17 protein-coding genes and 1 tRNA gene are annotated in these 19,810 nt (G+C 71.0%); 3 read left to right on the top strand and 15 right to left on the bottom strand.

Going from position 1 to position 19,810, the window contains the following annotated elements; translation table 11 throughout:
• Position 1: 1 nt before the first annotated feature.
• From pknB to SOM19_RS01130, 7 genes are all read right to left on the bottom strand, one after another.
• Positions 2-1,696 (bottom strand): Stk1 family PASTA domain-containing Ser/Thr kinase, encoded by a 1,695-nt coding sequence (gene pknB / locus SOM19_RS01160; RefSeq protein ID WP_320484719.1) that lies wholly within the window; start codon positions 1,694-1,696, stop codon positions 2-4.
• Between the two features lie 81 nt (positions 1,697-1,777).
• Entirely contained in the window at positions 1,778-3,499 is a 1,722-nt protein-coding gene (locus tag SOM19_RS01155) for a serine/threonine-protein kinase (RefSeq protein WP_320484718.1), read from the bottom strand.
• Positions 3,496-4,953 carry a peptidoglycan D,D-transpeptidase FtsI family protein gene (locus tag SOM19_RS01150; RefSeq protein WP_320484717.1) on the bottom strand — a complete coding sequence of 486 codons (1,458 nt, stop codon included), beginning with the start codon at positions 4,951-4,953 and terminating at the stop codon, positions 3,496-3,498. Before SOM19_RS01150 ends, SOM19_RS01155 begins: the two co-directional genes overlap by 4 nt.
• A gap of 1 nt (position 4,954) precedes the next feature.
• The gene (locus SOM19_RS01145; protein ID WP_320484716.1) at positions 4,955-6,358 is read right to left on the bottom strand and encodes an FtsW/RodA/SpoVE family cell cycle protein; all 1,404 of its coding nucleotides are present in this window, start codon (positions 6,356-6,358) and stop codon (positions 4,955-4,957) included.
• Entirely contained in the window at positions 6,355-7,593 is a 1,239-nt protein-coding gene (locus SOM19_RS01140) for a PP2C family protein-serine/threonine phosphatase (protein WP_320484715.1), read from the bottom strand. Before SOM19_RS01140 ends, SOM19_RS01145 begins: the two co-directional genes overlap by 4 nt.
• Before the next feature lie 18 nt (positions 7,594-7,611).
• Entirely contained in the window at positions 7,612-8,148 is a 537-nt protein-coding gene (locus tag SOM19_RS01135; protein WP_320486639.1) for an FHA domain-containing protein FhaB/FipA, read from the bottom strand.
• 5 nt (positions 8,149-8,153) lie between these two features.
• Positions 8,154-8,900: an FHA domain-containing protein gene (locus tag SOM19_RS01130; protein WP_320484714.1), complete on the bottom strand. Its 747-nt coding sequence runs from the start codon at positions 8,898-8,900 to the stop codon at positions 8,154-8,156.
• A 159-nt stretch (positions 8,901-9,059) separates the two neighbouring features.
• Between SOM19_RS01130 and SOM19_RS01125 the strand changes: the two genes are divergently transcribed.
• A tRNA-Leu gene (locus tag SOM19_RS01125) sits at positions 9,060-9,143 on the top strand.
• A 62-nt stretch (positions 9,144-9,205) separates the two neighbouring features.
• On the opposite strand, the gene SOM19_RS01120 is transcribed toward SOM19_RS01125, so the two are convergent.
• Positions 9,206-9,697, bottom strand: coding sequence for a GNAT family N-acetyltransferase (locus SOM19_RS01120; protein ID WP_320484713.1), 492 nt, complete (start codon positions 9,695-9,697; stop codon positions 9,206-9,208).
• Between the two features lie 27 nt (positions 9,698-9,724).
• A complete protein-coding gene (locus tag SOM19_RS01115; protein ID WP_320484712.1) occupies positions 9,725-10,363 on the bottom strand; it encodes a GntR family transcriptional regulator in 639 nt (212 codons plus the stop codon).
• 370 nt (positions 10,364-10,733) lie between these two features.
• Here SOM19_RS01115 and SOM19_RS01110 point away from each other — a divergent pair, with 370 nt between their 5' ends.
• A complete protein-coding gene (locus tag SOM19_RS01110) occupies positions 10,734-10,940 on the top strand; it encodes a cold-shock protein (RefSeq protein ID WP_320484711.1) in 207 nt (68 codons plus the stop codon).
• Between the two features lie 16 nt (positions 10,941-10,956).
• Here the strand turns inward: SOM19_RS01110 and SOM19_RS01105 are convergent, their stop codons facing one another.
• The 5 genes from SOM19_RS01105 to SOM19_RS01085 form a co-directional block, all read right to left on the bottom strand.
• Positions 10,957-13,032 carry a bifunctional lysylphosphatidylglycerol flippase/synthetase MprF gene (locus SOM19_RS01105; RefSeq protein WP_320484710.1) on the bottom strand — a complete coding sequence of 692 codons (2,076 nt, stop codon included), beginning with the start codon at positions 13,030-13,032 and terminating at the stop codon, positions 10,957-10,959.
• Positions 13,033-13,058: 26 nt separating this feature from the next.
• A complete protein-coding gene (locus tag SOM19_RS01100; protein WP_320484709.1) occupies positions 13,059-14,324 on the bottom strand; it encodes a hypothetical protein in 1,266 nt (421 codons plus the stop codon).
• The gene (locus SOM19_RS01095) at positions 14,317-15,000 is read right to left on the bottom strand and encodes an HAD hydrolase-like protein (protein WP_320484708.1); all 684 of its coding nucleotides are present in this window, start codon (positions 14,998-15,000) and stop codon (positions 14,317-14,319) included. The genes SOM19_RS01100 and SOM19_RS01095 overlap by 8 nt, the downstream gene beginning before the upstream one ends.
• 44 nt (positions 15,001-15,044) lie before the next feature.
• On the bottom strand, positions 15,045-15,740 hold the full coding sequence (gene nucS / locus SOM19_RS01090; protein ID WP_320484707.1) for an endonuclease NucS: 696 nt from the start codon (positions 15,738-15,740) through the stop codon (positions 15,045-15,047).
• Positions 15,741-15,870: 130 nt separating this feature from the next.
• Positions 15,871-17,106, bottom strand: a complete 1,236-nt coding sequence (locus tag SOM19_RS01085) for an MFS transporter (RefSeq protein WP_320484706.1) — start codon at positions 17,104-17,106, stop codon at positions 15,871-15,873.
• An 81-nt stretch (positions 17,107-17,187) separates the two neighbouring features.
• Here SOM19_RS01085 and SOM19_RS01080 point away from each other — a divergent pair, with 81 nt between their 5' ends.
• Complete coding sequence (locus SOM19_RS01080) at positions 17,188-18,243, top strand: LacI family DNA-binding transcriptional regulator (protein WP_320484705.1); 1,056 nt, start codon at positions 17,188-17,190, stop codon at positions 18,241-18,243.
• Here SOM19_RS01080 and SOM19_RS01075 read toward each other — a convergent pair.
• On the bottom strand, positions 18,240-19,778 hold the full coding sequence (locus SOM19_RS01075; protein ID WP_320484704.1) for a hypothetical protein: 1,539 nt from the start codon (positions 19,776-19,778) through the stop codon (positions 18,240-18,242). The genes SOM19_RS01080 and SOM19_RS01075 overlap by 4 nt on opposite strands.
• Positions 19,779-19,810: the final 32 nt, after the last annotated feature.

The following is a 19,810-nucleotide window of genomic DNA, read 5'->3' as shown; positions in this document are numbered from 1 at the left end:
CCTACGCGCCGGAGCAGAACACCAGGACGATGGCGGAGTGGATCGGCACGTCACCCGGTGGGAGGGACTGCGTGAGCACGACCGGCGGGGCGACCGCGGGACACGACGTGTCCTCCTGTGTCGACACCGTGAGCTCGAGCTCCTCGAGGTCGCGCTGAGCGGCCTCGATCGTGTAGCCCTCGACGTTGACGATCGTCACCTTGCCCGACGCCACGGTGAGGTTCACCACCGTGCCGAGCGCGACGCTCGCGCCCTCCGCCTGGTCGGCGGCCATCACGGTGCCCGCCGACAGCGCCGGATCGTTCTGCTGGGTCACCGATCCCAGAGCGAGCCCGGCCTGGTCGAGAGCGGCGGCAGCGGCATCCTGTCCCAGGCCCTCGAGCGCGGGAACCGTGGCCATCTCCTGGCCCATCGAGACGTACACCTTGACGGTCTGGCCGGGGCTCACGGATGTCCCGTCCTCGGGGTCCGTCCGGATCACGATCCCTTCTGCGACCTCGGCGTTCTCCTCGTCGACGCGGAAGGCGCCGAGGTCGGCATCGAGGAGCTCTTCGTTCGCCCTCTCGTACGTCATGCCCGAGACGTTCGGCACGATGCGGGAGTTGGTCGGAACGGTCTCTTCAGGATCGATCGTGAGCACCCAGATCAAGACGGAGACGAGCAGTACGGCCAGCACGCCGAACCCGGCCCAGATCCAGGCGACGGGAGGGCCCGCCTGCGTGCGCTTCATGGTCGTGTCGGTACTGAGCTGCCGGAGCGAGCGCGCCGTCTCGGCCGCCTGCTTGGGGTTCGGGCCGTAGAGCTCGCTCGTCAGCGCGCCGACCTGGCGCTTGCTCGGCGAGCGGCCGTCGATCGTGGCATCGAGGGCCTGGCGGAAGGTCGCCGCGTCCTGATAGCGCTGGAAGGGGTCCTTCGCGAGCGCCCGGAGCGTCACGGCGTCGAGCGAGCGGGGGACCGACTCGCGTATCTCGGACGGAGGGACGGGTGCCTCGCTGACGTGCTGGTAGGCCACCGCGACGGGCGACTCGCCCCGGAACGGCGTGCGGCCGGCCAGCAGCTCGTACAGGACGACCCCGGCGGAGTAGACGTCGGCGCGGGCGTCGACGGGCTCGCCCTTGGCCTGCTCGGGCGAGAAGTACGCCGCGGTGCCGAGGATGGCGGTGGTCTCGGCCACGGTCGAGGAGCTGTCGGACACCGCGCGGGCGATGCCGAAGTCCATGACCTTCACCTGCCCGGCCTCGGTCAGCATGACGTTGCCCGGCTTGATGTCGCGATGCACGACGCCGGCCCGGTGCGAGTACTCGAGGGCCTCGAGGATTCCGTCGACGTAGCGGACGGCATCGGCCACGGGAACCGGGCCGGCGGCGATGATGTCCTTCAGCAGGGAGCCCTTGACGAGCTCCATGATGATGTACGGCACAGGCCGAACGGTGCCGTCCGGCGCGGTGTCGGTGTCTTCGCCGGCGTCGTAGACACGCACGATCGTGGAGTGCGCCATACGCGACGCGGCTTGGGCCTCGAGGCGGAAGCGCGTGCGGAACGCATTGTCGCCGGCCAGCTCGCGATCGAGGATCTTGATCGCCACCGAACGGCCGAGGGTCAGGTCGTACCCGCGGTAGACGCTGGCCATGCCGCCGCGTCCGATGGGCTCGTCGATGCGATAGCGCCCCGAAAGCACGCGCGGCTCAGCTGTCACGGTCACTCCCTGCGTGGAACATCAGCCAGACTAGTCGAGAGGGAGCGAGGCCCGCGTTCACGCGAGCCCCGTCCCGCTCGATCACGGCGTGGGGGACGGCTGCGGCTGCGGCGCCTCGATGGTCGCCGTCGCCTCCGGTGAGCCTCCGGACGTCCGCTCGCCCGAGGGGCCGCCGGTGCAGGTGACCGTGTAGGTGACGATGAGGGTGCCGGTCGCGTTGTTGGGCACGCTGATCTGCGCGTTCCGGTCGGACTGGCCGAACGCAGCGGTCGACTGCCCGTTCGAGAACGTGCCGTTCGTCGCCGAGAGGTTGTAGGCGCTCACCGAGCCTTCGCCGGAGGGGCAGGTGTACCCCGGCCAGCTCGCGTCGACCGTGCCGCCGGGTGCCACTGTCGCGGCCGTGAGCGTCGGAGGAAGCGGAGCCGGCATCGCTACCTGCGCCCCATAGACGGTGAGGTTGATGGTGGTGCCGAGCGGCACGCGGCCCGTGGGATCGACCGCGTAGACGAGACCCTGCTGAGCCTCGGTCGGTGCGGCGTTGCCCTCGGCGCAGCTGGGCACCAGATCGACCCCCTCGAGGATGGCGCGCGCCTCGTCGCAGGTCTTGTCGACCAGACCGAGAGCGCTGACGTCGACACGCTCCTCCACCGGTTCGGTCGGCGTCTGCGACGGCGTCTGCGACGGGGTCCTGCTGGCCGTGCTCGACGGGGTCGACGGGCCGGGCTCCGGCCTGTCGCCCTGGTTCGCGACCAGCGCCCAGATGGTGCCGCCGAGGACCAGGAGCAGGAGGACGATGAGAGCGATCAGGGGCCAGGTCCACGGGCTGCGCTTCTTCTTCTCGCCCTCTTCGACGGCGTCGGCGTCGGCTTCGGGCAGCAGCATCGTGGCCGTGGCAGTGCCGCCGGCGGTGAGCAGCTGCGTCGCGTCGTCGCCCGCGACCGCGCCGCCGGCGATGGCCGGGACGGCCGCCACGGCTGCAGGGACATCGCCTCGGCGCAGCGCGGTGGCCGCGCGCGCCACCGCGGCGGAGGAGGCAGGGCGCTCCTCGGGCTTCTTGGCGATCATCGCCATGACGAGGTTCTGCACCGGAGCTGCCACGGTGGGCGGGAGCGGCGGCGGCTGCTCGTTGATCTGCGCCATGGCGATCGCGACCTGCGACTCGCCCGTGAAGGGGCGCTTGCCGGCGAGGGACTCGTACGCCACGATGCCGAGCGAGTAGGTGTCGGTGGCGGGTGAGGCGGGGTGGCCCGACGCCTGCTCCGGCGACAGGTACTGCACCGTCCCCATGACCTGGCCGGTGGCGGTGAGCGGCACCTGATCCGCGATGCGGGCGATGCCGAAGTCGGTGATCTTCACGCGGCCATCGGGCGTGATGAGCAGGTTTCCGGGCTTGATGTCGCGGTGCACGAGGCCGGCGGCGTGCGCGGCCTGCAGTGCGGCAGACGTCTGCGCCACGATGTCGAGCGTCTTGTCGGTCGAGAGAGACCCGTCGCGCTCGAGGATCGTCGACAGTGCCTCGCCGGGGACGAGTTCCATCACGAGGAAGGCGCTGCCCGCCTCCTCGCCGTAGTCGAACACGCTGGCGATGCCCTCATGGTTCACCAGGGCGGCGTGCCGGGCCTCGGCGCGGAAGCGCTCGAGGAAGCCGGGATCCCCCATGTACTCGTCTTTGAGGATCTTGATGGCGACCGTACGTCCGATGACGTGGTCGGTCGCCTCCCAGACCTCGCCCATGCCGCCGATCGCGATCCGCGAATCAAGCTCGTAGCGGCCGCCGAAGGTCACCCCTTGCGTCGGTCTCATCTGCCCAGCACCGCCTCCATGACCTTCTTCGCGATAGGCGCGGCAATGGTGTTGCCGCTGCCCGACTGCCCTTGCCCGCCGCCTTCTTCGACGACGACGGCCACGGCGATCTGCGGGTTATCCGCCGGAGCGAACCCGGTGAACCACAGCGTGTACGGTTCGCCGGCCGTGTTCTCCGCGGTACCGGTCTTCCCGGCCACGTCGGCCCCGTCTATTCTTGCACCCGATGCCGCACCGTCACTGACATTGGCGACCATCATGGCCACCAGTTCCGCGGCGATGTCCGCGTCCAGCGCACGCCCGAACTCGACGTCGTCGAAAGTCTCCTGCACCGACAGGTCGGGGGCGATCACGCGGTCCACCATGCGAGGGCTCATCACCACACCGCCGTTCGCGATACCGGCCGAGACCATCGCCATCTGCAGCGGCGTCGCGGTCACCTGCCCCTGGCCGAAGCCGGTGAGAGCGGTCTGCGCGTCGTCGAGGGCCCGGGGATAGCTCGAGGGCGTCGAGACGAGCGGGAGCTCGAACGACAGGTTGAACCCGTACTTGTCGGCCTCCTCGCGGATGGCGGTGTCGCCCAGCTCCACGGCGAGCTCGGCGAAGGGGATGTTGCAGCTGAGGCGCAGGGCGTCGGCGATCGTCACGGTCGCACCCGGCCCGCACGTGCCGCCGCTGGCGTTGTGCACGACGCTGTTCGACTGCGGCAGCTGGTAGGACGCCGGGTTCGGGAGAGTCGACTCCGGCGTGTAGTCGCCCGAGGCGAGGGCCGCCGAGGCCACGACGAGCTTGAACGTCGAGCCCGGAGGATTGAGGTCGCCGTTGATGGCCCGATTGGACAGCGGCTGGCCCGGATCTGCCTCGAGGGCGTCGTACGTGGCGTTGACCTCGGATGGGACATGGGCCGCCAGCAGGTTCGTGTCGTAGCTCGGGCTGGTCACCATGGCGAGCACGCGCCCGGTGGCCGGCTCGATGGCGATGACGCCGCCCTCCAGATCGCCGAGGGCCTCGTACGCGGCGCGCTGCACCGCGGAGTCCAGGCTCAGCACCACGTTCGAGCCGCGCGGGGGCTGGCCGGTGAAGATCCGCTCGATGCGCGTCAGGAACTGCGATCCGGCCGTGCCGCTGAGCACCGAGTTCATGGCCTGCTCGATGCCGGTCGCCGACCCCAGGGCGGGATTGATGTAGCCGGTCACGGGCGCCCACATGTCGGCATCCGTGTACACCCGCTGCCAGCTGTAGACGTCGTCCGACCGCACCGACGAGGCGATGGCCGCTCCGCTCGCGATGATCGAGCCGCGCTGCACCTCGTACGAGTCGTACAGCGCCCGCGTGTTGCGGGGGTTCTGCGCCAGCTGCTCGGCGTTGAGCACCTGGATCCAGCTCGTCGAGCCGAACAGGGCGAGGAACATGATCAGCATCAGGATGCTGAGGCGCCTGAGTTCCTTGGTCATCTCAGCCGATCACCACCCGGGGCCGGCTGCGCACGGCGTCCGAGATGCGCAGCAGCAGCGCGACGATGATCCAGTTGGCCACGAGCGACGAGCCCCCGGCTGCGAGGAACGGGGTGGTGAGACCGGTGAGCGGGATGATCCGCGTGACGCCGCCGACCATGATGAACACCTGCAGCGCGATCGTGAACGACAGGCCGGTCGCGAGGAGCTTGCCGAAGTCATCCTGGCCCGCGAGGCCGATGCGGATGCCGCGGCTGGTGAAGACCATGTACAGCGCGAGGATCGCGAACACCCCGATCAGTCCGAGCTCTTCGCCGAGCGCCGGGAGGATGTAGTCGCTCTCGGCCACCGGCGTGAGGTACGGCCGTCCCTGCCCCAGTCCGGTGCCGATGAGCCCGCCCTGCGCGAGCCCGAAGAGGCCCTGGACGAGCTGATAGCTGCCGCCGTCCGCCTCGATCACGTTGGGGTTGAAGGCGTCGAGCCAGTTCGTGAAGCGGCCGTTGACGTAGCTGAGGACCTGCGAGGCGATGACGGCGCCGACGGCGGCCAGCGCGACGCCCATGAGCACCCAGCTGGTCTTGCCGGTGGCGACGTAGAGCATCGCGACGAACATGCCGAAGATCAGCAGGCCGGTGCCGAGGTCGCGCTGCAGCACGATGATGCCGAGTGAGATCAGCCAGATGACCAGGAGGGGTCCGAGCTCGCGGGCGCGCGGCCAGGTCAGTCCCAGCAAGCGCGTGCCCACCGACGTCAGGCTCTCGCGCGTGCGCACGAGGTAGCCCGCGAAGAAGATGGCCAGGGCGATCTTCGCCAGCTCGCCCGGCTGGAACGAGAAGAAGCCGAGCGACACCCAGACATCGGCGTTCGCGTTGGTCCCGAGCCCCGGCACGATCGGGAGGATCAGGAGAGCGATGCCGACGAATCCGAAGATGTAGGTGTAGCGGAACAGCACCCGGTAGTTGCGCAGCAGGAGCACGACGACGACCGCTCCGATGAGCGCGATCGCGGCCCATGCCAGCTGGCGCGTCGAGTACGCGTCCCAGCCGTGCCGCTCCGCCGCGATGTCCAGACGGTAGATCATCGCGAGGCCGAGGCCGGTGAGCAGGGTCGCGATGGGAACGACGAAGGGGTCGGCATCGCGGGCGCGCAGGCGCAGGACGATGTGCAGGGCGACGACGAGTGCCGTGAGTCCCCCGCAGTACACGAGGAAGGTCCAGTCGATGGCGCCGAGAGCGCCGAGCTGGACGAGGGCGACCGCCGAGCCGTTCATCGCGAAGGCGAAGACCAGCAGGGCCAGCTCGCGGTTGCGCTGGGTCTGCGGGACGCGGATGCGGCGCAGGGCGCGTACGACCGCCGTGTCGGTGGAGACCGCTTCGGTCGCCGTGCTCGTTCGGGCGCTGCTCATCCGCCTCCCTCCGCGGTGTCGCTGATGGTCGCGACGATACGCCGCGCGTCTGAGAGGGAGCTCGCCGAGATCGTCTGCTCGACGGTCACGCGCGCGAACTCCGACAGCGAGTCCAGCGGGATCTCGGTGTCCTCGTACGGCGTCGACAGGGCGATCGGGCCGATGCCCTGCTGCACGCCGCGGTAGATGACGACGGTGTCCTCGTCGGCGCCGACGTAGTAGCGCGTCTGCGTCCATTGGTAGCCGAGCCACAGCGCCCCGGCGAAGATCACGAGCACGAGCACGAGGCCGGTGATCCACCCGATGCGGCGGCGGCGCACGCGGCGGCGGTCCTCCTCGATGAGCTCCTCGAGGAACTCCGCGGCGGGCTCGAAGTGGGTCGGCTCGTTCGCCGCTTGACGGTTGGGGTGGAGCCAGCTGGTGCGGCCGGGACGCGAGGCCGGTACGGCGACGCCGAGCGGGTTGGAGGCGGCGCCGACGACCGTCGGGGTGCCGGAGAAGAGCGGATGCTGCCCCCCGACGTCGACGAGCACGATGGTGACGTTGTCGGGGGCGCCGCCGTCGAGGGCCTGCTTGAGAAGGTTGTCGGCGGTGCGACCGGGCGCCAGGCCCAGGCCGAGCGCCTTCGCCGTGTGCGCGTCGTCGACGACGCCGGAGAGACCGTCCGAGCAGAGCAGCCAGCGGTCGCCCGGCTGCGTCGGCATGATGAAGGTGTCGAGCTCGGGGTCGGGATCCATGTCGCCGAGCACGCGCATGAGCACCGACCGGCGCGGGTGGTAGCGCGCCTCCTCGGGGGTGATCCGCCCAGAGTCCACGAGTCGCTGCACGAACGTGTGATCCGTCGTGATCTGCGTGAGCGCGCCGTCGCGGAAGAGGTAGATCCGCGAGTCGCCGATGTGCGCGATGACCGCGTAGTCGTCGACCATGACCAGGGCGCTGACGGTCGTGCCCATGCCCGCGAGCTCGGGGCGGTCGCTCACCGTGTCGATCAGCTGTGCCGCCGCATCCCCGATTGCGTCACGGAGCTCCTTCTCGGCCGCCCCCGTCGTCTCGAACGGGCGGTCGAGGCCTTCCAGCCGGGCGATCGCCAGGCTCGACGCCACGTCGCCGCCGGCATGGCCGCCCATGCCGTCGGCCACCACGAACAGGTTCGACCCGGCATAGCCGGAGTCCTGATTGTTCGATCGCACCTTGCCGGTGTGCGAAATGGCGACGCTGGAGCCTTGGAAAACCATGTCTGAGGAGTCCGCCCGCTACTTCCGCAGCTCGAACGTCGTCGCGCCGACCTTGATCGGAGCGCCGATCGTGACCGGAGCGGGAGCGCTGACGCGGACGCCGTCGTGCCAGGTGCCGTTCGTCGAGTCGAGGTCCTGGATCATCCACTGATCGCCCCAGAGGACGAGGCGCGCGTGGTGGCTGGAGGTGTAGTCGTCGCGGATCACCAGGGCGGACTCGCTCGAGCGGCCGATCGTGAGCGGCTCGTCGCCGAGCGGGAGTTCGATGCCGGCCTTGGGCCCGCTCGTGATGACGATGCGCGAGACGGCCGACGCGGTCGCCGGTCCCCCCTTGGGGCTTGGCTTGGGTCCCGCCGGCGCGGGGGTGACGGGCGCCGTGGCACCCGCGGCCCGGGATGCCGCCGCCGGCGCGGCGCCGGCGGGTGCGGCCTCCGGCATCCGCCTCACCTTCACGCCGAACAGATCGGCGCGCAGGGAGTAGACGATCGCGAAGACGAACGCCCACAGCAGCACGAGGAACCCGATCTGCAGCAGCAGCAGGGTCAGTTCACTGATGTCGCTCATGACAGCGGACCTCCGTCGCGCAGGTTGTACGCGCGGGTCGCGTCGTCGGCGGACATGGGCGGCTTCGGCGGCGTCGCCGCCTGAGCGACGACCTGGAACACGATGTCGGTGCGGCCGATCGTCACGGTGGAGTCCGGCGTCAGCGCCGCCTCGACCACCTTGCGACCGTTGAGCAGCGTGCCGTTCGTCGAATTCATGTCGCGGACCATGGCGCGCTCGCCGTCCCAGAGGATCTCGACGTGCTTGCGGCTCGTGCCGGCGTCGGCGATCGTGATGTCGGCGTCGCTGCCCCGGCCGATCACCGTGCGGCCCTTGACGAGCGGATGCCGCTTCCCGGCGATGTCGACGACCCCGCGCCACGAGACCCGGCCGCCCTGGGCGGTCGTCGACTCGACGCGCAGCGTGCCGGTGGACAGCTGATCGTCGCGCTCGACGGTGATCGAGACCGGCCCGGCGAAGCTGTAGCCCTGCGCCTTGGCGTGATTGTGCACGAGGGTGTCGAGCTCGTGGCCGAGGGCGTCGCCGAGGGAGCTCATCTTCTCGTCGTCGGCCGGCGACAGCTTCACGACGAACGTGTTGGGCGCCAGGATGCGGTCGCGGCTGACGACCGCCGCCTTCTTGTCGAGCTCGCTCCGCAGGGCGGATGCGATCTCGACGGGCTGGATGCCACTGCGGAAGGTCTTGGCGAACGCGCTGTTCACAGCGCGCTCGAGACCTTTCTCGAAGCTGTCAAGTAGTCCCACGGGGCTCCTCGGACGGGGGGTGGCCGGTTGGTACATGCTAGTTGCACTCTCTGGCAGGGCCGTGGACCCTCGACGGAGATCACCTCGGTTCGGGAGCATCTGCGCTGCGTGATATCCTCGCTAGGTTGAGTCCTGCGGTGTCCTCGGATGCCGTGGCTCGCGCGAGTGGCGGAATAGGCAGACGCGCTGGCTTCAGGTGCCAGTGCCCGAAAGGGCGTGGGGGTTCAACTCCCCCCTCGCGCACAGAGCGCAGAAGAAGGGCCCCCGGATCGGGGGCCCTTCTTCGTTGTCAGCTGTCGCGCGACTCAGATTCCGTCGAGCGCCGGCACGAGCGTGAAGACGATCTCCTCGACCTCTCGGCCGACGCCGGGCGCGAAATCCACGTTGCGCGAGACCTCGGTGAAGCCCACCTTCGTCAGCACCGCGATCGATCCGGCATTGTGCGCGGCGGCCCGCGCGAACAGAGGACGCTCGGGCTCACGGGAGATCAGCAGGCGCAGGGCGGCGGTGGCGACGCCCCGGCCCCACGCGTGCCGGGCGATCCAGAAGCTCACCTCGCGATCGCCGTCGACCGTGAAGGCCGCCGCAGTGCCCGCGAAGCCGCCGTTCTCCGTCACGACCAGGCAGAGGACGGCATCCGCGTGCCGTTGACGATCGATCCAGGCGTCGAACGTGGCGCGGTCGTCGGGGTCGGCGGTCGTGAATGCCGCCATCGCCACCGCTTCGGGGTCGCGCATCATCTCGAAGATCGCGTCGAGATCGTCGTCGTCGAGTTCACGCAGCTCGATGTGGTTCACACGTCCACCGTAGCGACGGAGTCCGACTCAGGAGAGGCCGTGCAGCTCCCGCAGCAGAGCCTCCGCCTTCGGGCCGTCGCGCTGGATCATCGCCTCGCGGAAGCGCTCGTACGTCGACGTGCGCCCGACGGGGCACTCGATCAGCGGGCGCCACGTCGCGACGTTCCGGCGGATGGCCAGCTCCGCCTCCCGCATGAACCGGATGATCGCGACGTTCCCCGTCGCCCGCGTCAGCTTGGCGAAGAAGGCATGGCTCGTCTCGAGCAGCGCGGGGTAGTCGTCGGTGCGCGACGCAGCGATCACGGCGTCGAGCTCCGCGAGGGCATCGTCGAGCACATCATCCGAGGCGTGCAGGACCGCCATCCGCGCGGCATTGCCCATGAGATAGGCGACGAACTCGAGGGTGTCGGACTGGGCCTTGTCGTTGGGCGTCGACACGCGCGTATAGCGGTGGGGCGAGACCTCCACGAGCCCGACGCGTTCCAGACGCTGGAGCGCTTCGCGCACCGGGGTGCGCGACACCCCCAGCCACTCGGCGAGATCGTGGTCGCGCAATCGCTCGCCCGGCGCCAGGCTGCCGGAGAGGATCGCCTCGCCCAGTCGCGCGTAGACCTCGTCGCCGAGGACGGTGCCGCGCGGGGCGAGCGGAGCGAAGGGGATGGTCATGGGTGCGACCAGAGTACAACTGCCGATTCAGGCGCATGGAACTTTCTCGCGCACGCAGGACGATCGTGTCCGGATTGAGTCCTCGAGGGGCACTTGTCAACCCCCCGTTCGCCCTCGCCGTCACGCCGATATATCGGTACCATGAACGGGTCACGCTTCGGCGTGGCCTATCCGGGGGGATCCGTCGACGCCCGGGCTTCGAGCACTGCTCAGCCCGGGCGTCCGATGGGCCCGGGGATTGGACCGATCCTGCGGCTGTGCAACATTTTCGTCACCTTCCGACACGCATCTCGCGGTCGCCCGCAGAGTTCATTAGCGTTTGTCTGGACCCGTGGCATGAGCGCGGGGCATCCCGGAAGAATGGCAAGTAATGAGCACGCAGGGCACCGTCAAGTGGTTCAACTCCGAGAAGGGCTTCGGCTTCATCACCCCCGATGAGGGCGGTGCAGACGTCTTCGCGCACTACTCCGCCATCTCGGCGAGCGGCTACCGCTCCCTCGAGGAGAACCAGCGGGTCGAGTTCGAGATCGCCCAGGGCCCCAAGGGCCTGCAGGCCGAGGACATCCGCCCCATCTGATCGTCTGGGCCGCGACTCAGTCGCGGTCGCCGCGCACGAGCTCCAGCCCCGCGCCGGCGAACTGACGCACGGTCGCGTCCGGCAGGAACGCGCGCGTGAGTCCGGCGCCGATGCGGGTGAGGTCGCTTTCATCGCGGAAGAGCAGGTACATCGTCTCGTACCGAGGGTGGAACTTGCCCTTGAAGCGGTGGAGCGACTGGAAGCCGTAGACCGGCTCGAGCATGCCCGCGAGCTTCTCGGAGAGCGCGGCAATGGCTCCGGCATCCGGCGGATACTCGTGCGCCAGCGGCGCGCCCGAGAGCGACATGATCTCGGCGCCCTCGTCGGAGAACAGGCGCGCAGAGGACCCGATGAGGTACTCCATCACCGGTCCGAAGCCGCCCTCGCGGCGGCGCATCAGATCGAGCGTCCACCCGCGGACGGACCCGGCCGCGCCGTAGACGGGCAGCCACGACAGGAATCCGTCGATGTCGCCCGCCGGTGACACGGCGAGGGCGAGCCGGACTTCCGGGTCCTCCCCCTCGTCGAGCGTGCCGAGGGTGAACCGCATCTCGGGGAGGCCCTTGTCGCCCACCCACATCTCCGAGATCGCCCGCAGCTGCTGCCGCACGCCCCAGGGCTCGTCGCCGAGTCGTGTCATCCGGAATGTCATCTCCTCGCGCCCCGCACGGTTGAGCGAGGTGCGCACGGCGTTCCAGCTCTTGCCGCTGAACTGGAGTCCGGGCAGATCGACGATGGTGTCGTCGGCCACCACCAGGCTCCGCCACCCCGCGGGCACCGCCGCTCGGGTGGCCTCGCTCGCGCTGAAGAAGCACGGCACGAGGCCGGCCCGCTCCGCGGCGTCGATGAACTCGATGACCGAGCCGGGCCGGGACTCTTCGGGGCCGAGGGGATCGGCCAGCGCGATCGCCACCCCCGCGCGCCGCTGGTAGGCCACGACGCCTCCTTCGGCGGTGCGGGCGTAGTCGTTCCCGTCCCACGTGGTCATCCACGACAGGGTGCCGCCGCCGTGGGCGCGCAGCGCCGCCCTGACGTCGTCCCGAGAGGGGGCGGGCGGGATGCCGATCTCGGACGACCGGCGTGCACGGAACGCGCGCCGGACCCAGAGCAGGTACACGAGCAGGAGGAGCCACATCGCCGATTGCGCGAGCGCGACGCTCGCGTCGCCGTACTGCTCCGCGACGACGTCGGGACCGAGCGTCACCAGCGCCACGACGAGCAGGAGCCCGGTGAGGATGTTGACCGATGCCAGCACGACGGTCCAGATCCACGCCCAGCGCCGGCCCCGCCGGAGGCCGGTGGCCAGCAGGGCGATGACCACCACGTCGAGCGCGATGTCGAGCAGCGAGCCGCCGGTGGCCTCGGTGTGTCCGAACGGACCGTCGGTGGGCACCAGGAAGGTGAGGATCTCGACCGCGAGGATCACGAGGACCGCGATGAAGGCGATGAGCCGCTGCTCCCGCACCGTCGTTCGCTGAACTCGCAGCGAGCGGTCCACGAACAGCACGAGAAGCACGGCGAACGCGTGTTCGAGGTCGGCCAGCGAGCCCCAGAAGAACAGGGTCACGAACGAGAAGCCGAGGATGACGAGCCAGGCGCGCACGCGCCAGGGTGACGCGAGCAGTCCCGCCGCCGCCGCGATGCCCGCCATGGTGCCGCCCGATGGACCCACGTCGAGCATCGTCGCCTCGACCTGTGCCCATGGCCAGGGCAACTGCGACGTGATCGCCAGGAAGAGCGCGCTCGCGAAGATCGCGAACAGCTGTCCGATGCCGAAGTAGCCCAGCGCCGCGAGTGAGCCGCGCCGGAGCTCGAGATACGCGAGCCCGGCGAAGCTGGGGATCACGAAGAGATACACGATCGGATGATCGACGAAGAAGGTGCCGGTGATCGGCGTCCACCAGCGACCCTCGAGCAGCGCGGGCAGGCCGTAGGCGACGGAGTCGAAGAGCGGGTTCGCCGCGAACGGACTCCAGAGGCCGCCCCACACGACCCCCACGACGAGCAGGAGCGCGACCAGCGACAGCGTGGCGGGCAGCCGGGAGATCATGGCGAGGACGGGGCGGCGCGATCGCTTCTCGGCGTCGGTCATGGGTTCACGTTACCGACGCGCGTGGATCAGGGGCGGTCGATCCGCGAGTAGTCCGCGAGGGCCTTGGCGTCTTCGGCATCCCGCATCGCCCGCCGTGCGGCGTCGAGGGCGGCGACCGGGTCCTGCGCCTGCCGAGCCTGAGCGAGCTCTCGCTGGGACGAGATGAGCCGCGCGCGGGCGTCGGCCCCGGCACGAGCGTGGGCGACGGATGCCTCGGCCTGAGCCACGGCGCCGCGGGCGGCGGCGAGCGTGCCCGGGAGGGCGGTGCGCGCGCCGCGGATGCGCTGCTGCGACGTCCGGGCGTCGCCGAGTGCGAGGTCGAGGCGGTCGCGCAGGCGTGCGATGCGGTCCACCGTGCGGGACGGGCGGCGCGCGGCATCCGCCTCGATCGCGGTCAGCTCCGCCTCGATCGCGCGAAGCTCGGCGCCGAGCCGTTCGGCGTCGGGGGCATCGAGGTGCTCGCGCGTGACCGCGGCCTGGCGGAGCGCGGTGCGCGCGGCGTCGATCTCGCCGGGCACCGCCTGCGCCGCCTGCAGCACCAGTCGATGGCTCTCCTCCAGGATGCGCGCATCGACCTCGGCTCGGCGCAGCGACCGCTCGGCGGCTCCGAGCTCGGCGAGTGCGCTCCGCGACGGGTCGCCGCCGTGCGCGGCAGCGGCGTCGAGCAGGCGCCCGGACTCGCCGGCGGCGGCCAGCGCGGCGTGCGCAGCCTGAGACGCGTCCCGCCACTCGTCCTCGGCGAAGCGAGCCGACAGCTCGGCCACCAGTGCCGCGGGATCCCCCATCGCGGCGCGGAGCTGGCCGAGGCGTTCACGGGCCGCGGCGATCTGGCTCGCCGCCGAGACGTTCGCCTCCACCCAGGAGGAATGCTCTGCCCGGGCGGCCGCGATCGTCTTGAGGGCCTCGGTGGCACGCCGCTCGATGTCGGCCGACCCGCGGCGCACCTCGGCGGGCGCGACATCCGCTCCGCTCAGACCCCGGTACGCGTCGAACGAGGCGTCGCGCACGTGCTGGGCGTTGAGCCGCGCCCGCCGCAGCGAGACCGGTGCACTGCCGCCGTACAGGGCTCCCGACAGACCGACCTCGAGATCGAGCTCGGCGACCTCGTCGTCGAGTCGCACCAGGGCGGTGCCGGCGCGCACGCGCACCCGCTCGGCGGCGGCGCGGGCACGGGGAGACCGGCGGGCGCGTCGGACCGCCCACACGGTGATGGCGAGGGCGAGGGCGGCGACGCCGAACACGACCAGCGCGGGGATGAGCCACGCGAGGATCGAGCCGACGATCTCAGGCATCGACGTCTTCGAAGAGCAGGAGCCGGCGCAGCTGAGCCACGTCGTCGACCGCGGCCTGCGCGCCGTCCGCCTCGTGCGGCCAGCTGAATCCCCAGCGCACGAAGATCACGGGAACGCCGTGCTGCGCTCCGCCCTCGACGTCGTGGTGCCGGTCGCCGATGAGCACGGGCCGGCTGGTGTCGACGCCCGTGGCCTCCAGACGGCGGAGCGCCTCGGCCACGATGTCGGCCTTCGCGCTCAGTGTCTTCTCATCGGGGGTCGCGCCGACGATCGCGGTCAGCGACGTCGAGAGGTCGAAGTGGTCCATGAGCGCGACGACCTGGATCTCGGGCTTGGAGCTCGCCGTCGCCTGCGGGATCCCGGCGGACGCGACATCCCGGACCAGCTCTCCGACTCCGTCGAAGAGCTTCGCCCCCGTCGTGTAGCCGTCCTTCTTCCCGAGCACGCGGTAGAACGCCACCGCGTCGGTCGCCTCCGCGGGGGTCATGCCCACGTTGGCCTGGAACGACTCGTACATCGGCGGTCCGATCCAGTGCACGAGCTCCGCCCGCGTGGGCGGGCGCTTGCCGAAGTGATCGAGCGCGATCGTGAGGCGACGCAGGATGCCGTCGGACGCATCCACGATCGTGCCGTCGACGTCCCATAGCACGCAGGTCCACGGCGATCGGTGAGGCATGGACCCCAGCCTATTCGGGTCCTGGGTGGCCGATCGGCGCGGGGTCAGAACAGCCGCGGAGCGCCGGACTCGATGCCCTTCATCCCCTCGTAGTCGAGGGTGACGCACCGGATGCCGCGGTCCGCCGCCAGCACCTTCGCCTGGGGCTTGATCTCCTGTGCGGCGAAGACGCCGGTCACGGGGGCGAGGTGCGGGTCGCGGCCGAGGAGCTCGAGGTAGCGGGTGAGCTGCTCGACGCCGTCGATGTCGCCGCGGCGCTTCACCTCGACCGCGATCGTGCCGCCGGCCGGGTTGCGCAGCAGCAGGTCGACCGGTCCGATCGCGGTCGGGAACTCGCGCCGGACGAGCGTGAGGTCGTCGCCGATCACCTCGACCTGCTCGGCCAGCAGTCGCTGCAGGTCGGCCTCGACGCCGTCCTTCTGCAGTCCCGGGTCGAGCCCGAGCTCGTGCGCCGAGTCGTGGAGAACCTCGTAGATGCGCACGAGCAGTGCATCACCGGTCTTCGCGTGCGTGACCCGCCAGTACTCGAGCACCCCGGCGGAGGCGGACTCGGCATCCGGCGCCTCCACGTCCAGCCGGCAGGGCGGGCTCATCCAGTTCAGCGGCTTGTACGAGCCGCCGTCCGAGTGCACGAGCAGACTGCCGTCCCCCTTGTGGACCAGCAGCCGCGTCGCGAGGGGGAGATGCGCGGTGAGCCGACCGGTGTAGTCGACGGAGCAGCGGGCGATGACGAGACGCACCCGACGAGCCTAGCCCCGGGCCATCACCGCGGTGCGCGTGCGGCTCGGGGCGCGATGGGCCGATCGGGGCGGATGAGACCGCGCCCCGAACCCCGAAACGCGCCCCGAACCCCGCCCTCGACCGCGAGTCTCAGTGGTGGGGGTGCCCGGCGCCGACGGTCGAGCCGGCGATCGGCTTCGCGGCCGGGGAGGCGATTCCGGATGCCACGGCCAGCGCCACGAGGATGTACAGCGTGTTGAGCAGACCGATCTGCTCGCTGATGAACCCCAGGATCGGAGGCCCGCACAGGAAGGAGATGTAGCCGATCGTCGCGGCCGCGCTCACCCGGGCGGCGGCCTTCACCGGGTCGTCGGCGGCGGCGGACATGCCGAGCGGGAAGCCGAGCGAGACACCGGCGCCCCACAGCGCCGCCCCGACGAAGACGAGCGGGATGTTCGGAGCCAGGATGAACAGCAGCAGCCCGCCCGCGGCGAGCACCGAGAGCACCCGGAGCGTGTTCACACGCCCGAACCGGTCGACGAGCGGCCCGCCGAAGACCCGGACGACCGTCATGCTCACCGAGAACACCGTGAGGCCGAGCGCGCCCACGGCGACGGTGGCGCCGTGGCCCTCGACCATCCCGAGTGCGAGCCAGTCATTGGCGCCGCCCTCGGCGAAGGCCATGCCGAGCATGATCACGCCGAGCGCGTAGGTGCGCGGCTCGCGCCACGCCTCGAGAGACGTGTGCAGGCGATCGCGCCAGTGGGGGCGGTCCTCCTCGGCGGCGGCATCCATCGTCATCTCCCGCGCCGGGACGTTCGCGTAGGCGGCGAAGGCGATCACGAGGATCACGACCGACATCACCGCGGTGTGGACCAGCACGTTGAGGTGCAGGGCCGCCGCAGCCGCGCCGATGCCCGCGCCGATGACGGTGCCGAAGCTGAAGAAGGCGTGGAACAGCGGCAGGATCGTACGGCCGCTCTGCTTCTCGATCGCGGCGCCCTCGACGTTCATCATGACGTCCACCGCGCCGTTGCCCAGGCCGAAGAGCGCGAGTCCGGCGACGACGACCTCGAAGCTCTGCGTCACGTCGGTGCCGACGCCGATGAGCACCACCCCGAGGGCGAAGACGATCATCGCGCCGAGCATGCCCTTGCGGGCGCCCAGCCGGGCGAGCACGACGGGAGCCAGGGACAGACCCACGATGGACGCGATGCCGGCGCCCAGCAGCATGAGGCCGATCTGGATGTTGTCGACGTCGAGGGTCAGCTTGATGGTCGGCACCCGCGACGCCCATGTCGCGATCGAGAGGCCGCTCGCGAGGAAGATCGCGAAGATGGCGGTGCGCCAGCGCACCAGTTGCGCGCGGGAGAGGGCAAGTTCCATCCGAACACTGTAACGAATCGATTCGGAGGCTGTCGAATCGATTCGACGGATGCGGCGCGACGACGGTACGATCGATCCACCATGAGCACGCGCCGAGCGACCATCTCCGACGTCGCGCGCGAGGCCGGAGTCTCGCCGTCGACGGCATCCGTGGTGTTCAGCGGCAAGACGCCGGTCTCGGACGCCACCCGCCGCCGCGTGATCGACGCGGCCTCGGCCCTCGGCTACACCGGCCCTGATCCGCGGGCCGCCTCGCTGCGCCGCGGCCGCTCGGGAATCGTCGGCGTCGTGTTCGAGGAGCACCTCGGCACGGCGTTCCTCGATCCGGTGAAGACCCTCATGATGGACGGTCTCGCCGACGGAGTCGCGCCGCTGGGCGCCGGGCTCCTGCTGCTGCGCGACCACGACCCCTCCGGCACCGGCTCCTCGCTCACCACCGCTCCGATCGACGCCGCCGTGCTCGTGGGCTGCAGCGGTCACCTGCGCGAATCGCTCGATGCGGTGCGGGCCCGCGGCATCCCGGTGGTCGTCATCGAGGGCGATGCGGGCGGCGAGGTGCCGCGCATCGGGCTCGACAACCGCGAGGCCCAGCGACAGGCCGCGAGCCACCTTCGCGCGCTCGGCCACCGTCGCGTCGCCATCGTGGCGCTGCCCGCCCGCGCCGGGTGGGAGGCGGGCTGGATCCTCGACGGCACCGCGGTCACCGTCGATGTCACCCGCGAGCGGCTCGCCGGTGCCCTGGACGTCTATCCGGATGCCCCGACCTACGCGGCGGCGGGCAGCTTCATCGACCAGGGTCTCGCGGCCGGCCGGGTGCTGTTCGCCGATCGCGCCGACCGCCCGACCGCCGTCATCGCGCAGAGCGACCTGCTGGCCGCCGGTGTGATCCGCGCCGCCGAGGAGGCCGGGTACCGCGTGCCGGAGGATGTCAGCGTGACCGGGTTCGACGGCATCGTCGTGGACGGGCTGGCACCGTATGAGCTCACCACGCTCGTGCAGCCGGCCACCGACAAGGGCCGCGCTGCCGGCGAGGCCGTGACCGCGATGCTCGACGGCGGCGAGGCGGCGTCGATCCGCTTCACGTGCGAGTTCCGCGAGGGCAACACCTCGGGTCCGGCGCCCGCGACGGACCGCTAGGAGCGCTGCGGCCCGAGTGGCAGCAGGCGCTCGCCGAAGTCGGCGATCGTGTACCGGCCGCAGGTGACGAGTTCCGCACTGGCGAGTGCCGCTCCGCCCGGAAGCGCGAAGGGCACGGTCTCGTCGTCGAGCACGAGGAAGGACACCTCGCCCACGGTGAAGTCGTCGCGGTTGACCAGCCACGCATAGCCCCGCAGCTCGTGGTCGACCTGCACGAGCCGTCGCGGATCGGCGAGGTGGGCCTTGGGCAGGCGCACGGTCCAGAACTGCCCGGCACCGGTGCGACCCGAGGCCTCGGTCCACGAGACCACGCAGTCGAGGTCGGGGTCGGCCGCGGTCGTCGCGGCCGCGATGCGCGGGAGGCCGGCCGCCGCGGCGACGACGAGCGCCGCGACCGCGACCACCGCCGCGACGGCAGGTCGGATCCGGACACGCGCGTCGCCGCGGAGCAGTCCCGGCAGCACCACGAGGCCGAGCAGCGGCGCGAAGGCGATCGGCTGGAGGTAGCGGGCCGCCTGGGTTCCGAGCGCGACGGCCCCGACCACGACGATCAGCGGCATCACCCAGCCGCAGGCAGCCACGACGAGCGCTCCGCCCTCGCCGCGGCGCGCGAGGAGCACCGTCGCGCCGATGCACCAGCCCCACAGCGCGACCCCCAGCACGACCGCGACGGGGCCGAGCGGCGTGCTCCATCTGTCGGCGAGGAGGCCGGCGTAGTAGCCCAGGGACTCGAGCCAGCGCGACGGGTCGGCGTAGCCGGCGCCGGAGTTCGCGATGAGGCCGGCGAGCGGCATCCGTGCGAGGAATCCGATGAGGGTGCCGGCGCCCAGCGCCGCGAGGATCCACGCGGCATCGCGACGCCGTCGCAGAGCCCAGACGACCCCGAGCACGAGGCCGAGAGGGACGGTCGCCCACGCCGCGAACATCGGATTGGTGAGAACGGATGCCGCGGCCACCCCCGCGAGCGTCCAGAGCAGCGCAGGGCTGCGCGGACGATCGAGCGCCCGGCGGGCGAGCCCGACCGCCACGACCACCCCGAGCACGGTGGCGCTGTAGTAGGTCGTGGTGAGCAGCAGGGAGGCGGGCTCGAGGGCATCTCGGTCGGCGGACAGCTCGGTGGCGGCGAAGGCCGCGAACACCGCGAGCGCCAGGAGCGACCCGGCGATCGGAGCGGACGAGCGTGCGGCGGACCCCGCGGCGACGCGCAGCGCGCCGTAGAGCGCGACGAGGTTGACCACCGCGGCCACGGCGAGGGTGCCGGCGACGCCGAGTCCGAGGACGGAGAGCATGGCGAGGGCGGCGGTCTCGGGAAGGAACAGCACCGACGACATCGCCCAGTCCTGCGGATGCCCCGCCCTGAGCGAGTGCACGAGCAGTGTCGTCACGAGCGAGTCGGAGTCGCGGAAGAGCAGCTCGGAGCGAGGCGACGAGGCGACGATCGCGACCGTCGTGAGGGCGACGGCGAGGGCGGATGCCAGCCCGATCGCCTCGCGCATCCACCACGGCGCGCGCGTCCTCGCGTCGTCGGCGTCCACGCTCCCACTCTGGCACGGCGGCCGCGGACCGG

Source organism: Microbacterium sp. CFBP9034 (assembly GCF_034045255.1).
Lineage (GTDB): Bacteria > Actinomycetota > Actinomycetes > Actinomycetales > Microbacteriaceae > Microbacterium.
Note: the sequence above shows the minus strand (reverse complement) of the source record. Positions and strands in the feature narration are given on the sequence as shown.